Origin of the sequence: Nostoc linckia z4 (assembly GCF_002608075.1) — a bacterium.
GTDB classification, from domain to species: domain Bacteria; phylum Cyanobacteriota; class Cyanobacteriia; order Cyanobacteriales; family Nostocaceae; genus Nostoc; species Nostoc linckia.
In genome coordinates, this window is sequence record NZ_LAHA01000016.1 from 55,255 (window position 1) to 72,729 (window position 17,475).

Annotated in this window: 2 protein-coding genes; both read left to right on the forward strand. The window is 47.8% G+C overall.

Annotated features, from left to right (window positions below; translation table 11 throughout):
• Positions 1-363: 363 nt before the first annotated feature.
• A complete protein-coding gene (locus VF06_RS15535) occupies positions 364-16,350 on the forward strand; it encodes an SDR family NAD(P)-dependent oxidoreductase (RefSeq protein ID WP_099066645.1) in 15,987 nt (5,328 codons plus the stop codon).
• A 12-nt stretch (positions 16,351-16,362) separates the two neighbouring features.
• Positions 16,363-17,469 (forward strand): MupA/Atu3671 family FMN-dependent luciferase-like monooxygenase, encoded by a 1,107-nt coding sequence (locus VF06_RS15540; RefSeq protein ID WP_099066644.1) that lies wholly within the window; start codon positions 16,363-16,365, stop codon positions 17,467-17,469.
• Positions 17,470-17,475: the final 6 nt, after the last annotated feature.

Sequence of the window (17,475 nt, forward strand, 5' to 3'; positions counted from 1 at the left end):
ACCGAAGGGGTTGCCGCAGGCATCTGAACTTTTCAAGACAGAGGACACGGAGAAATAAGAGCAAGAGAGAGTTTTTGCGTAAGTCCTAATACTATTTCTTTGTGAGACTACCCCAAATTTTCTTTCTTTCTTTGTGGCCTTCTCTGACGAGACGCTGCGCGAATGCGCCCTTTGCGGTAGCCTGCGGCAAGCCGCTCCGCGTCTACGTTTCTCATATAGTTTGCTTTTCTTGGTGCCATTCGGTACAAAGTATATGAAATTTAACTATATACAGATATGTGAATTTTTCGTGAGGTAGTTATAAATTTTCATGTTAGTGTACTCGATAATCATAGTATGAAAAGCTAGTACTGATTAGACAGTATGACTCGTAGCCCAGGTAGAAAAATTGAAGAAAAAAGCCACTTTGAACTGTGGCCGATTTTTAAAAATCACATTCTGTCAATTTTTAATGTTCCGAACGTCAAGGAGCAACCCAGAGTAATTGTTGAACTCGGCTGCGGTAATGGTCTACTGCTACAACAGATCTACTTGTGGATTCAAGAACATAGTCTTGGCGGTAATGTCCTGGATGAGCGCGATGTGACACTAATTGGTATTGAGCAATGCCCGGATTTAATTCGGATTGCGACTCGTAACCTTGCAGATATTCCATCTGCTCATGTCATTTCAATGCCTTTGAATTGCCCAGGACAGATATTGCGTGAACTGGAAGGTCGAATAACTGCGAACAAGCAAGATATCTTGTTTATTCAATCTGTTTGCCATCTCAAAGATGAAGAATCTGACTTGACCGACATCAGGGACGTAACTGAATTTAATAAACAGATGTTGAGTGAGTGGAGCAACGTCGTGGGTCGTCACGGACTGATGATTTGCCAATCTCACCCTGTATTGCTGCAATTGACTCAGGATATCAATTATTTAAACCACGACTTCAACAACTTGCCAAAGGAGGCAGTTCCCAAAACTAGTAGTTCGCCAAATGAACTTAGCGGGGGAAAGGGGAAAGGGGAAGGGGGAAAGGTTTTAAATCCCTTACCCTCTTCCCCTTTACCCAGACCTCACCCAGCAAAGTTGAGTTGCCAGACTACTAGTAGTGGTGTAAGTGCTGAATCTTTGTTGATGCTGGCAGCTAATGTTGGGTTGTTCCCGGCTAGCCAACTGACACCAACTGATACATCGGTCGTGCATTTTCAGAAAGCTGACTATCGCATTCGCCACACTCGCACATCAGATTTGCCTGCACTATTGCAATTGGAAAAGGAATGTTGGTCGATTGAGTTGCAAGCTAGATCTACCAACTTGGTCGATCGCCTGAACAATTATCCTGAAGGACAGTTAGTGCTGGAGTTGCCCCAATCCGATAATAACTACAAAGTCGTCGGGGCTATCTACTCGCAGCGCATTGAAAGTACGGATCGAATTCAAAGCATAACCGCAGATCGAGTATCTGAGTTACATTACTCTGACGGTTCTATTGTCCAATTGCTGGCGGTAAACATTCTTCCCGGAGTTCAGGAAAGGAGACTTGGGGATCAATTACTGGAGTTTATGCTTCAGCGGTGCAGCCTAATCGATGGTATCGAGTCTGTGGTGGCGGTCACGTTGTGCAAGGAGTTTCATCGCCACGAGTTTTCCTTTGAAGAGTACATAAGGCAGCGCAATGTCCGTGGTAAGTTAATAGATCCAATTTTGAGGTTTCACGAACTACACGGCGCGGACATTGAGCGGATTGTGGAAAATTATAGACCATTGGATCGAAACAATCAGGGGCATGGGGTACTCGTGCGCTATGCAATTCATCAGCGTAGACGCGACGATGGACGAATTAAGGACGCAATAAAGCGGGATGCTGAATCACAAGCATGGGACACCGAATTGGCTACTGCATTTTTGGAAGCGACGGTTCAGTCCTGTCTAGGTGATGAAAAACGGAGTGCATACAAGTTTGACCGTCCCTTTATGGAGATGGGTTTAAATTCAGTGGATTTGCTGATTCTCAGCGAAAAAATTAGCGATCGCTTCGGGCTGATTTTAGACCCTGGCTTTTTCTTCAGCTACACCACACCAGAAAAGGTGTTGATGTTTCTGAAGAAGCAAACACTCTCGGTAACGCAGAATCACAATGTCGTCTCCTCATTCGTCGCCCCTACAGATACTTTATTGACAACTACTCCCAAATCTGCAAGCTCGTGGCGAACCGAACCAACCGACTCGTCGGATGACGCAGTTGCCATTGTTGGGTTAGCCTGTCGGCTCCCCGGTGGCATTAACAATCCAGAATCGCTGTGGAATCTCCTCAAAAACGGTGGTTCAGTGATTGAGAAACTTCCAGAAGGACGTTGGCAATGGCCCAGGGACATCGACCCAGAAGGCAAGCACCAAGGTATCGATTGGGGTGGTTTTTTATCCCAGATCGATTTGTTTGACGCTGGCTTTTTTCGCATCAGTGCGATCGAAGCTCAAAGCATGGATCCGCAACAGCGAATCCTCATGGAATTAGCTTGGCAAACACTAGAAAACGCTGGCATCACTGCCAACAAAGTTGCTGGCAGCACTACGGGAGTTTTTGTAGGTGCTAGTGGCTCTGATTACTGTCGGGTAATGGAACAGGTAAGTATTCCCATAGAAGCGCACGTTGCAACGGGCACGTCGTTGGCGGCGCTAGCAAATCGCATTTCTTACTTTTTTGACTTGCGAGGCCCAAGCATCGTCATTGATACAGCGTGTTCCAGTTCGCTGATGGCAGTGCATCAAGCTGTTCAATCTATTCGAGCAGGTGAGTGCTTACAAGCACTTGTGGGCGGCATACATATCATGAGCCATCCGGCTAACAGTATTGCATATTACAAGGCTGGGATGTTGGCCCATGATGGCAAGTGCAAGACATTTGACGATCGCGCAGACGGATATGTTCGCAGTGAAGGCGCTGTGATGTTTCTGCTCAAACAATTGCGTCAGGCAAAAGCAGATGGCGATCTAATTTATGCGACCATCAAGGGGTCAGCTGCAAATCATGGTGGACAATCCGCCGGCCTCACCGTACCGAATCCCCAACAACAGGCAGCACTTTTAACCAATGCCTGGAAAGCCTCTGGTGTAGCTCCTAACACCATCAGTTTTATCGAAGCCCACGGAACGGGCACAGCCTTAGGAGATCCCATTGAAATCCAGGGACTTGAAAAAGCTTTTTCAGAATGGAGTGAGACTCCCCAAGTCCCCATATCCTGCGGTCTGGGTTCCCTCAAAACCAACCTGGGGCATTTGGAGGCGGCTGCGGGCATAGCAGGTCTGCTGAAAGTCGTCCTATGCCTGCAACATCAAGAACTGCCAGCAACTAAGCATTTCGGACAGTTGAACCGTCATATCGATCTATCAGGCAGCTCGCTTTATATTGTGGATCGACATCAGAAGTGGAATCGCCCCAACGAATCTATTCCTAGACGAGCTGGTGTAAGTAGTTTCGGCTCTGGAGGTGCAAATGCTCACATTGTGGTGGAAGAATATGACGTAGGGTGCAGCGTTGAAAAGGTGGATGACCGAACTGCTGAACCTTTTCTTTTCGTGCTGTCGGCTCACAATGATGCACAATTAAAAGATTATGTCAAGCAATTTGAGCAGTGGCTCAGTTCACTCTCTGACGAGGAATGCTCCTTGGCAGAACTGACTGGGTTTGTGCAAAGCCACAGGCAGGCATTCGAGGAACGGCTGGCTGTGGTAGCTGCAAGTCGCGTCGATCTGGTTAATAAGTTGCGTCAATTTCCAGATATAGGCGAATCGGGTTTTCAAGGCAACATCAAGCATTCTAGTCGTGAGGTTAAGACTTTAATTCGGGGGACTTTGGGAGAACAGCTGATTCAAGGAGCGATCGCCGCGCGAGATTGGGAACAGTTGGCAACTCTTTGGGTCGCTGGAGTTCCCATAGATTGGTGTTTGCTGGATGGAAATGAATTGCCGACGGCATCCTCTAAACATTGGCGGTTATCTGTGCCCACCTATCCTTTTGCGAAGAATCGGTTTTGGCTTCCAAGCACAACGTCACTACAAGAATCGGCTTTGCTAGATGCCAATCCTTCCGTCAAGCCAGAACAAGGTGATAAAGAGTCTGCTTCAGAGACAAAACTGTTTACGTTGAAGCTGGTTTGGCAACCAGTAGACATTTCCAACTCTGGGAAATCTGACTCGAAGATGCCCGACGGAAAGACGGTAATTATTGGTGGCTCCCCTGAGCAAAAGCAGGTTTTACAAAGGTATTTTCCCCAGTGCGAATTCATGGCCATCGCCACTGATGCAGATATCAACGATATTGTTGAGCAACTCAAGGTGCTGGGGCGGATTGCTCACATTATCTGGGTCGGAGGCAGTAATTCGGCCAGACATAACTTTCCTGAGAATCTTCTAATTGATCGAGCAAGCGAGCTTTTACAGATTTACCGTTTGCTCAAGGCGGCGGTTATTTATGAAAACGAGGGGCTGCAATGGACTGTAATAACGCTACAAAGTCAAGCGGTCTTTTGCGGTGAAGATCCCGATCCTACCCAAGCGAGTATTCATGGATTTATTGGCAGTATAGCCAAAGAATTTCCCCAATGGAAATTTCGGCTGCTAGATATGCCTCCACCCGCAGACACATCATGTAATAAATGGCCAGTGCCAGAAATGTTCGTCGCCTTTGATGCAGATGTGCGATCGCTGGCATGGCGGGAAGGTATATGGTATGGACCAATCCTAGCAAAGCTATTTTTGTCAGAACTTAGTTCGCCAAGTGAAATTGGGGAGGTAAAGGGGAAAGGGGAAAGGGGAAAGGTTTTAAATTTCTTACCTTTTAACTCTTTGCCTTTCCCCAGCCCTCATCCAGCAAAGTTGACTTGCCAGACCACTAATCGATCGGCTTATCGTGCCGGCGGTGTGTACGTAGTCATCGGTGGTGCGGGAGGTTTAGGCGAGGTATGGAGCCGATATCTGAGCGAAAAATATCGAGCGCAGATCGTTTGGATTGGTCGCAGTCCATTGAATGAGACAATTCAGAAAAAACTAGAAGCGATCGCTAACTTGGGGCCAATGCCGAGATATATTTCCGCAGACGCAACAAGTCAGGAGGAACTTCAGCGCACCTATGAACAGATTAAACGCGAGTTCGGCTCGGTGCAGGGTGTCGTTCATGCGGCGGTGGGACTTTTCGATCGCAGTTTCAAGGACACAGACGAAGCTAGACTTCGCACAGTTTTGTCTGCCAAAGTAGACGTGAGTGTGCGCCTAGCTCAGGTTTTTCACACCGAAGATTTAGATTTTGTTTTATTCTTCTCCTCCATTGAGGCGCTATCACAAAGCGGCGGACTGAGTGGTTATGCCGCAGGCTGCGCCTTTAAAGATGCCTTTTCCCAGTGCCTCGCCAACCGTTGGCACTGCCCAGTCAAGGTGATTCATTGGGGACACTGGGCCATCGGCACTGGAGACAGAATCTCCCAGGCATCTAAGACTCGCCTCAAACAACGCGGCATCGGACTTCTAGAGTCTGGAGAGTCGATGCAGGCGTTAGAGTACCTAGTGAGCAACAATCACTTGCATCAGCTGGCTTTAATTAAGAGCGCAAGTGTCGAGGCAATCGATTGGTACGACGGTGGCGAATTTGTTGTTAGCTTCGAGGAAATTGCACCGTCAGTTATCCAGGATATTCGGCATATCGATGTCGCGCCAAACCAATCGATGGAGCAACTACAGGCGGATGGCATCTTTCAATGCAAACAAATGCAGCCGCTTTTAATCCGTTTGCTGCGAACTAGCCTGAATGCACTCAACCTGCATTCCTCTGGTAGCGTACCCGACTTCTACACCAAATGGCTGGCAGCTAGTAAATCGATTCTTGCACAAAACGAAACGGGGGCTGGACTCGAATCCCCGAACATAGTTTGGCAAGCTTGGAAAAAGGCTAGGGACAACTGGCCAGAAGCCGACAGCAAACAACGGGGGTTTTCCTTAGTTGAAACTTGCGTTCGGGCGTTACCAGAAATTCTATCCGGTGAGAAGCGAGCAACGGACAGCCTGTTCCCGAATGGTTCCCTACAGGTTGTCGAAGGTATTTATCGTGACAATTCTGTTGCGGATTATTTTAACGAAGTGTTGGCAAAATCCCTGCGATCGGCCATCGAGGCACGGTTGAAGCACGAACCACATGCAAAGTTGCGGATATTAGAAATTGGTGCGGGAACAGGGGCAACCACAAAAGCCGTGCTGTCTAAATTAGCCGGACTTGAGGATAGCATCAGCGAATACCGCTACACCGATATCTCTAAAGCATTTCTTTTACACGCCCAAGAGAAGTTCATCCCTGACTATCCGTTTGTGGAAATCGGCATCTTTGACGTTGAACAACCGTTGGCAGGACAGGAAATTGCCACGGGTACTTATGACTTTGCCATCGCCACAAACGTGCTGCACGCAACTCGTAACATTCGGCAAACGCTACGGAATGTCAAGGCTTGTCTGCGGACTAATGGTTTGATTTTGCTCAATGAGCTTTGCGAGCAAACGCTGTTTGGTCATCTCACATTCGGGCTATTGGAGGGATGGTGGCGACATGAAGACCCAGAATTGCGAATTGACGGCACGCCGTTGTTGTCAGTGGACTCTTGGAAGCGAGTGCTGCAAACAGAAGGGTTTCAATCTCCCTGGTTCCCGGTGGCGATGGCGCGATCGCTCGGACAACAGGTCATCGTCGCCGAGAGTGATGGACTGGTGCGACAGAATTGCACGTCAGTTGGTAATGCAACTTTCACTGTTAAAAGTGGTTCTCGCGTCAGCAGTATAGGCGCTATCGATGAATCAGATGATACCAGCTTCCGGCAAAAAGCCACCCGGTTTTTCCAGCAAGTGATAGCCAAAATACTCCGCATGAACCCAGAGCACATCGAAGCTGATGAGCCGTTCCAGAGTTATGGAATTGATTCCATCTTAGTTGTGCAGATTACAGGGGCGCTACAAGAAAAATTTGCAGGAATTCATAGCACGTTACTTTTTGAAGTGCAGACTCTCGGCGAACTAGTCAACTACTTCCTTGAGTACCGCCGCTCGGACTTGATGGCGCAGCTCAGTAGTAATCGAGAATCCGCCGCTACACTAGCTGCAAATACAGTAAGTGAATTTCAGGATGCCGAACCAGTAAATGCGATCGTTGCTACTCATACTTCCCAATTAGTTGCTAAGCAAAGAAGCAATAGAACAGATGCCATTGCCATCATTGGCATGAGCGGTCGCTATCCGATGGCTAACGATCTGTCCACCTTTTGGGAGCGACTGAAAGCCGGAACCGACTGTATTTCTGAAATTCCGCGCGATCGCTGGTGTTGGGAAGATTATTTTCATCCTCATGTCGAAGAGGCAATCGAGCTTGGCAAGAGCTATTGCAAGTGGGGCAGCTTTCTGGATGATGCCAAGGAATTCGACGCCCAATTCTTCGGTATTTCCCCGCATGAAGTGGTAAATATAGACCCCCAAGAGCGAATTTTTCTTCAGGCGGCGTGGGAAGCATTGGAGGACGCTGGTCACACGAGGCAGATGCTAGAATCCCAATATCAACAGCAAGTCGGCGTATTTGTTGGCGTTACTAGAACTGGATTCGATCTCTACGGCCCCGAACTTTGGAGACAAGGTAAGATTGGACACCCCCACACATCTTTTAGTTCCATCGCCAATCGCTTGTCATATTTTCTGAATCTTCGCGGGCCTAGTATGCCTATCGATACCATGTGTTCTTCGTCACTCACAGCAGTGCATGAAGCTTGCCAACACCTGCTGAATGGTTCAGTGCAACTTGCATTTGCTGGCGGTGTCAATCTTTATCTGCATCCATCCAGCTACAACATTCTGTGTGCTAGCAAAATGCTGTCTAAAGATGGTCGTTGCAAGAGTTTTGGCAACCACGGCAATGGTTTTGTTCCCGGCGAAGGTGTGGGGGTGGTATTACTGAAGCCCTTGTCTCAAGCAATGGCCGATGGCGACAACATCTATGCCGTAATTCGTGGCACTCATGTCAATCATGGAGGTAAAACCAACGGCTATACAGTGCCCAATCCCAAAGCACAGGCAGAACTAGTGTTTCAGGCGCTAGAAAAGTCTGGGGTTGATGCCAGAGAGGTGAGCTACATAGAAGCGCATGGAACGGGAACTGAACTTGGCGATCCCATTGAAATTGCCGGTCTGACTAAGGCGTTTCAACAACATACTCAAGACACAAGTTTTTGCGCCATAGGCTCAGTGAAATCCAACGTTGGTCATCTGGAGGCGGCCTCTGGAATCGCGGGTTTGACCAAAGCGATCTTGCAACTCAGGCACAAGCAACTCGTTCCCAGTCTGCACGCTGACGAACTTAATCCAAATATCGACTTTCCTCAGACACCGTTCTATGTGCAGCGTCATCTTCAGCATTGGCCGCAACCGATGGTGGAAGTAAACGGAAAAACGAAAACTGTCCCTCGCATCGCTGGCGTATCGTCCTTTGGGGCTGGCGGCGTCAACGCCCATGTTGTTGTGGAGGAATATGACCAGGAGCCAACGAGTGAGTCCGAAATTGATGACGCACCAGTATTAATACTGCTATCGGCGAGAAATAACGTGCGTTTAGCTGCATACGCCAAGAAACTGCATCAGTTTCTAGAAGCAAGGGCGGTAAATCTCCAGAACCTAGCTTATACCTTGCAAGTGGGGCGTGAGGCACTACAGTCGCGGATTGCCATAATCGTATACTCGCAATCCGATGCGATCGCCAAACTTGATGCTTTTATTCAAGGTAAATCCGATATTGATGACTGCTATGTAGGACTAGCAGGTAAAGATAAAGCGACAGTCGTCAATTGGAATTCTGACCCCGATTTGCTCAAACAAATAACAGCTTGGACTGAACAGGGCTGTTACCCTCGTCTAGGGGAACTCTGGGTCAAAGGCGTAAATATTGATTGGTCGAGGCTTCGTCGCACATCGACCATTTCCCCCCGGCGAATTTCGCTGCCAACCTATGCTTTTGAGAGAAAACGGTATTGGTTGGAACTAGAAGGCAACAGTTCTAGCCAGATTACCCCTACATTAAATACGCAAGGGGCAAGCGGCGAACAAAGTAGCAAAGCCATTCATTTGAACGCTCGACAGCAGACAGTAGATTCACCTAAAACTAGGAAGTTAATTACTTTGGTGGACGCTGACAAGGTTCAGCGCGACAAAGTTAATCGCCGGAATCGACAACCGATTCCCCTGAGGGATCCAGCCGAACTGATATCGCAGACTAAAGTAACGTCCTGTTTTCTCAGTGTTTCCCCCCAAGGTGAGGGAATAGTCGAAATCAGGATCGCTGCCGCCCATCGCCCCTTAGATGGTTCCAGGCTCAGTACTGAGCTAAGGGATAAGATGCCCGACGAAGTGCGTGTTTTATTGCTAGTTGACGATGGCGGCTTGTTTTCTGACAGCACAACTCACGACGATGTGCCCGTGATGCGGGCGTTAATTGGTTTTCTCCTGGAGTTAGAATTACCTGTAATTGCCTTACTTAAAAGTGATATTCGCGGATTGGGTTGGAACTTAGCTAGCCTCTGTGATTTCCTCATTTTCCGTGAAAGCGGTCAGTTTGGTCACCGAGGTTTGAGCAATGGCGATCGCTCGATAGTTGAGGAGCGATTTGGCAAATCATTCGCGTCTCGATTTTTTGCTGTGCCACATCTGTGTAGCGGACAAGCATTGGTAGAAATGGGTCTGGACTGCCTGGTTGCTGCCGATTATCGACTCGACGATCTTGCCCGCCATCTTGCCGATCGAATTTCTCACTCACCGCAACGATCGCTGATTGAATTAAAAAAACAGCTATCACGTAGCGTTAAAAGCCTGGTGCGTCATGTCTATTTCCCATCTCCAGCCAATAGTATCGAGTTGAGCAGCGTGTCGGTAGTTCCATTCTTTACCCACCAGGATCTAAAAGGAATGGAGGAGGAAAATAACCAATGGCTTGACAGTCCCACCTTAGTGGCTACGTACTGCGATGTAGTCCACGTCCATAGATTTGGCAACGGTGTTGTGCAGGTTACACTTGCCGATACAGCCAATAAAAATATGTTTTCCCATGCCTTTAGCGAAGGATTAACTCAAGCGTTCAAGCATATTGCAAGTGTGCCCACTTATAAAGTCGTCGTACTTATTGGTTACAACCAATACTTCGCCTGTGGTGGAACAAAAAGCGGCTTGCAAGATATATATAACGGCAGGGCGCGATTTACCGACAACGATATTCACAGCCTACCCCTGCGATGTCATTTACCTGCGATCGCCGCCATGCAGGGTCACGCCATTGGGGGCGGTTGGTCATTAGGGATGTTCTGCGACGTAAACATCTTCAGCGAAGAAAGCATCTATCAAACTCCTTATATGCAATACGGCTTTACCCCTGGAGCCGGATCGACGCTGATTTTTCCCGCACGCTTGGGGCCAAACTTAAGTCGTGAAATTCTGTTCGGAGGACGAGAATACAAGGGAGCCGAGTTAAAAAGACGAGGTATCTCAATGCCTGTGCTTCCTCGTAGCCAAGTTCTTGGTTATGCCCTGAAGCTGGCTCATCATCTCGCCAAGTTTTCTAAAAACGAGCTGGTTCAGCGAAAAAACCAGGCAACAGCAAGGCTAAGGGATTTGTTAGACACGGTTCACACGCAAGAGTTGGCAATGCACGAGAAGACATTTGTTGGTCAATCCCAGGTGTTGAAAAACATTCACGAACGCTTCGATGGGGGCATTCAACTAGGGACTGGGGATTGGGAAGATAAATCTGTGGATTCAGACGCGAACCAACTTGTTATTCAGACACTCAAAGAAACCATCGCGGCGGAATTGTTTTTAGAAGCCGAGGAAATTGACGAAGATGCAAAGTTTGTCGATCTGGGGCTAGATTCCATCTCTGCGGTCATGTGGATCAAACGCATCAACGCTAAGTTCGATCTCTCTCTCCCCGCCACGAAGGTTTACAGCTATCCAACTTTGCGAGAATTCGCCAACTACGTGCAGCAGTGTAGCAACGTCCTCAATGGTTTCAAGGAACAGACAGCCACTCCTGAAACCATGATAATTGGCGATGGCGTTGAGAATTGTCCGCCTGCTCCGATGCCGTTAAACACAGAGTTACCCTCATCGCCATCGATTCTGAATGTCCTCACCGAATCTCTGGCGGAAGAACTATTCATGGAAGCAACCGACATCGACGAAGAAGCGAAGTTTGTTGACATGGGGATGGATTCCATTACTGCGGTGACGTGGATGAGGAAGATAAATCAGTTATTTGGATGTTCGTTGCCAGCAACGGATGTTTACAAATATCCCACACTCAGCGACTTTGCCCGCAACATTGAGCAAACCGTTGCCAAAATGCAGCCCAACAATGCTGCGGTGGCACTTCCCCCCCAAACAGTGTCCACTCACCAAAAAAGTGCTGAGTTAGAAATCAGAAAAAATACATCGTTGCTTCAATCCCCTAGTTTTAACGATGGGGTACAACTGGACACTCAGCACGGACTAAACACCCCGACATTACTCAGCACTGAAATACCAAAGCAGTCTTTGTCTACCCCTGACAGAAATTCTTATAAGAGTAACGCCATCGCCGTTATCGGCATGGCAGGCCGATTTCCCCAAGCAAAAAATTTAGCAGAGTTCTGGGACAACATCGCCAACGGCAGGAACTGTGTCTCGGAAATAGCAAGCGATCGCTGGAATCTTGCTGATTTCTATGACCCGGATAAGAATGCGGCAAACAAGACATACTGCAAGTGGATGGGTGCGCTGGAGGATATCGATCGCTTCGATCCCCTCTTTTTCCATATTTCCCCACGGGAAGCGGAATTCATGGATCCCCAGCAAAGGCTATTTCTCCAAACTAGCTGGCAATGCATTGAAGATGCGGGATATAACCCCACATCCTTTGCACGCAGCAAGTGTGGTGTATTTGTCGGCTGCGAAACGGGAGACTATGGAAAGATTGTGCAGCGATATGAGTTGAACGCTCTCGGATTGCTAGGCTCTTCTGCGGCACTACTCCCCGCAAGGATATCTTATTTCCTCAATCTCCAGGGCCCTTGTATGGCCATTGATACAGCCTGCTCTGCATCCCTAGTTGCCATAGCTAACGCCTGTGACAGTCTGCTACTGGGTCACTCCGATGCAGCCTTGGCTGGAGGAGTTTACGTAATCTCCGGGCCAGAAATGCACGTTATGATGAGCAAGGCTGGTATTTTGTCACCCGATGGCAGATGTTTCACCTTCGATCGCCGTGCTAACGGCTTTGTACCAGGGGAAGGTGTGGGTGTTGTATTACTCAAACGCCTTGCCGATGCCGAAAAAGACGGTGATGACATCTACGGCGTAATTCGAGGCTGGGGGGTGAATCAAGACGGCAAGACCAATGGAATTACAGCCCCTAACGGACAGTCACAGCAACGATTACACAAAGAAGTCTACGAACGGTTTCAGATTCAGCCAGCAGACATTCAATTGGTTGAGGCACACGGTACAGGAACGCGACTTGGCGATCCAATTGAGGTAGAAGCTTTATGCGAAACCTTTCGCGAGTTCACCAATAAAGAAAAGTTTTGTGCCATCGGGTCGCTCAAAAGCAACATCGGTCATCTCGCCACCGCCGCAGGGGTGGCTGGGCTAATTAAAGTGTTGCTTGCCATTAGGAATAAAAAACTCCCGCCGACAATCAACTATGAATCCTTAAACGAACACATCAATCTCGATCGCTCCCCGTTTTACATCAATACCGAATGTAGAGACTGGATTGTGGATGCAGAACCTCGGCGTGCTGCCATCAACTGTTTTGGCTTTAGCGGGACGAACGCACACATGGTGATTGAGGAATATGTTAATCAAAGCGATGGACATCCAGCCATCACAGATGTTGCACCCGCTCAACAGTATCCGATCGTTCTTTCCGCTAGGAACGAACAGCGCCTATGGGAATATGCACAACAACTGCTAAAACACCTGGAATCACAAACGCAACCACAGCCAACGGCCTTGGGATATCGGCTATGTGACCTGGCGTACACATTACAAGTGGGGCGCGAACCGATGGATGCCCGTGTAGGATTTGTTGCTGACACCTTGACTGAAGTCAGACAAAAGTTGCGCCGTTTTCTTGACCGCAGTCAGTCTACTATCCTGAGGAGTTTGGATGGTATCTATTGTGGCTTAGTTGGATCGGATTCCTCGTATTTGAGGAAATTTACTGCTGATGCTGACATTGTGACGACGACTAATTCTTGGTTGTCTCAAGGAAAATACTCCCAAGTAATGGAACTATGGGTGCGGGGTGCTACCATTGACTGGACGCAGATTTATACCACTGGTGTAACAGCCCCGCAGCGGATTCACCTACCAACCTATCCATTTGCCAGAGAACGTTACTGGATTGGCCAAGACATGGGAGAGATGGCGGATTTATCGCTCAAAAAATCAGAATTTGCCCATGCTCTCAACTCAGCCAGTCAACTGGAGTGGACTTTTGAAGCACTTCCAGAAAACATTCCGTGGAGCGATCGCTTTGCTCATTATCAAGACCAAAAAATCCTCATCGTCTACGCCAGCGACGAGGACAAGGAAGGAATCTGTAGTCTTGTGAGAAAAATTGAGGCTTCCGTTGGGCTGGAGCGATCGCTAAACTTGCAATGTCTTAGCTTCCACGCACTCGCCACTATTTCCATTGGGCAATCATTTGATGTTGTCCTTGCCTTGGAATCTAAAGATGATACCACAGGCAATTATTTTGAAATCCTTGGGGAATGGTTAAAATACCAGCAAGGATTGTTTGATACATATTATCTAACTGCCAATACCAAAGGTTTGGCAGATAAACAAAATGACACGGCGACGGTTGGCATTTCAACATTGCTCTCTAACAATTGTCGAATCATTAGTGTGCAGCAGGGTACATCCTGTACAGAGAAGTATCAGCTTCTCCTGCGGGAATGGTTGAGCCGCAACCCATTGGATGAACAGCCAAAAGAGTTGGAACGGGTACGCTACGATGGAGGCGAACGATTCATTTTGAGTCGCCCTAAATACCAGCCTGTAGAGTCTGGGGAGAAATCAAAGCGCTTCTATTCGATCCAGAAAAAGTGGAAACAAAGCGCTGTTACACCGACAAAAACTTTGTCTTTTCAAGGCGAAATGCTGATTTTGGTAAACGAAGAAACCGCCGATTTAGGGCGACGTTTATTCAGTCAACAACAGGCTGTGATTGTCTACTGTGCAAATGATCGCAGTGACCGAAATCGTCAAATATCAGCACAGATACTTGATTTTCGCGGTTCCTCCTGCGGATTGGAAAGTGCAAAGACGATCCTTTCCCAACTCGAACGGATTCGCATCGTTGTAGATCTCAGCGCTCTTTACCAAAGTTCTCAGGATGGCGATGGCGATGCACTGGGAAAAATTGCGTTTTATCAACAGCTGATAGCTGTCAGTTCCGATTTGGATATACTATATGTCACAAAGGGATTGCAGCATTTTTGCTCAGATACAATTAGTCTTGCCGGAGCAAAACTCGCCGGACTCATCAAGGTACTGAGTGCCGAACACGCATACGTCACATCTCGACATATCGATATTGATGCAGCAATGCTCCGTAATCCAGGTTTGCTCGAACAGGCACTGACTCAGGAGCTTACCGCTAACCTGGAAGAAACAGAAATTTGCTATCGCCAGCAACAACGGTTTGTCCCATACCTGGAAGCTGAACTTGCACAATCAAGGACGGATTTATCGATTCGTAGCGACGGAGTTTATGTTATCAGTGGCGGAACGGGAGGAATCGGGCTGGAAATAGCTGATTATCTCGTAGCCAAAGGTGCGAGGAAACTCGTCTTGATGGGACTGAATGCCTTACCACCCAAAACAAAATGGAGGAACGAAGGCGAAGAATATTCCGAACACTTAAAGGTGAAACTTGGCAAGCTAGCCTCGCTACATCGCCAGGTTGAGCATTTGAGTATATATACGGAATCGTTAACCGAACCTCAGCAGTTAGCAAGCTTCTTTGCTGATATTCGCCATCGGGTTGGTTCCATCAGTGGTGTAATTCACAGTGCTGGCATCACTTCTGACTTCAAAAAGCCCGCTTTTGTAACCAAAGATTTGGCTGGCATAGCTGCCGTCCTCGAACCCAAAGTCGCAGGACTCGAAGCACTTGCCAGGGTTTTTGCAAACGACACCCTCGACTTTTTCGTGGCCTTCTCTTCATTGACGGGATTAATCCCTCGGTTTGCCAAGGGAAGTTGCGATTACGCCTTGGCAAATGCTTATGTTGACTGGTTCATGGCTTATCAAAACATTCAAATGCATAAACAAGGCTATAAGTCAATCACCTGGGTGGACTGGCACGAAACTGGAATGGCAGCACGGGCCCCATCATGTATCTTTAACGCCATGCAGAACAATCTTGATAAAATTGGCTTGTTTACCCATTCCAACCAAGTTGGTAAGGAATTATTTGAACTGGCGCTTCAGCAGCAGAAAGCAGCCTGGGTTCTGAATACTGAGCTAGACCCAACAAAGTTTGGTGAAGCTGCTCCCACGCTGGTTTTTGCACGCGATCGCTCTGCCAGCAATTCTCAGACTGAGGTTTCAAGCATCCAGCACCACATCGAGCAGTGGGAAGCTCTGGTTCACAAGCAAGGATTCATTGCCCCAGAATGCGTCACAAATATCATCAGTTTGTCAGAAATCAAAAAGCTCGAACCGCAACTAATTCAACGCATTTACCATTTGTTGTTTCCCCAAACTACTGCCAAAGCTTTGGACAACCACAGCCATAAAGCGATCGCTTTCAATGCCGATGACTCCCAACCAAAGCAGCCGGAAGTACCCACCATCGACGTAATTCGAGAGGTTGCCACGCAGGTTTTAAAACTCCAGGGAATCGATGACAACAAAAAGTTTCAAGATTATGGGCTAGATTCCATTTCGGCAACTCAACTGGCAATTCACCTAGAAAAACGTCTTCAAAAAGAAGTACCACCCCAGTGGCTCCTTGACTTCCCTACAGTCAAGCTTTTGACCGACTGCTTGCAACGGCAGCCAGTACCACTGGCACTACAAGGTGGAGTGATTGCCAAGGCCATCGAGAAGGCAGTGATGGAAGTACTTAAAATAACTAGCATTGATTACAACCAGAGCTTTCAGAACTACGGATTAGATTCCATTTCGGCAACCCAATTGGCAATTAAGCTTGAGAAGCAGTTGGAGCGGGAGATTATGCCCCAGTGGTTGATTGATTATCCCACGATTACATTGCTGACTAGTCACTTAAGTAACCAGGCATAAGTCGTAAAAAGCATGACTACTTCCATCGAAGAACTGCTCGGTCTACAGCCCCCCACGGCAAACCGTAAAAAGGAAACTAACAACCAAATTTCCTTCAGCTTGCTGTTTTTCTCCGACGTGAGGAAGGATGTGACGGACAAGCAGAAATATGAATTCGTGCGCGACATCACGGTGTTTGGCGATCGCGCCGGGTTTACGGCAATCTACATACCTGAGCGACACTTCTACGAGTTTGGCTCTATTTTCGCCAATTCCGCGGTGATGGCATCCTATTTAATTCCGCAAACCACCAGGATTCGGTTTAGAACAGCCGGGATTTCCCTACCTCTGCACCATCCGGCTGAAATCGTCGAGTGGTGGGCGATGAATGATATATTATCTGGTGGACGAGTGGATCTTGGTTTTGGGTCGGGATGGAATAAGCCGGATTTTATTTATGCGCCTGAAAAATATGCTGAACGACGGAAGATTTGTAGTGAGTGGATTCCTCTGGTGCAAAAGCTTTGGCGTGGCGAAACAGTCGCTTTTCCCGGCCCGGACGGTGAACTAATACCGATTGTGGTTTATCCACGTCCCCTGCAAAAAAAACTGAACGTCTGGCTGCTTGTCACAAAGAATGATGACGGGTTTTTCTGGGCAGGTCGTCAAGGCTATAACATTTTCACCATGCTCTACGGAAATAACTTTGAAGCCATGCGAGACAAGATCGCATTATATCGTCAGGGACGCAAGGAAGGGGGTCACGATCCCAAAGAAGGCATAGTGACTCTCATGCTACATACGTTGGTTCACGAAAGCCGTGACTTGGTGCATCAGGTTGTTGAATTACCCTTTAAGGCGTATATCAAAAGTTCTCTAGACGCCCACGTACAAGCACTGGATGATAATGAAGGTGTCTCAGCGAAAGAGAAGGCCAAAATACTCGATTACGCATATCAACGGTATGTTAAAACAGCAGCTATTTTCGGCACCGTGGACGACGGCAGGAAAGTCATTGATGAAGCCATGGCCATCGGTGTTAACGATATTGCCTGCTTGGTTGATTTTGGGGTGGATTACTCCTTGGTAAAGGAATCGCTCTTCTATTTAGAACAATTGATTTCGCCTTATTTGCCATAAACATAT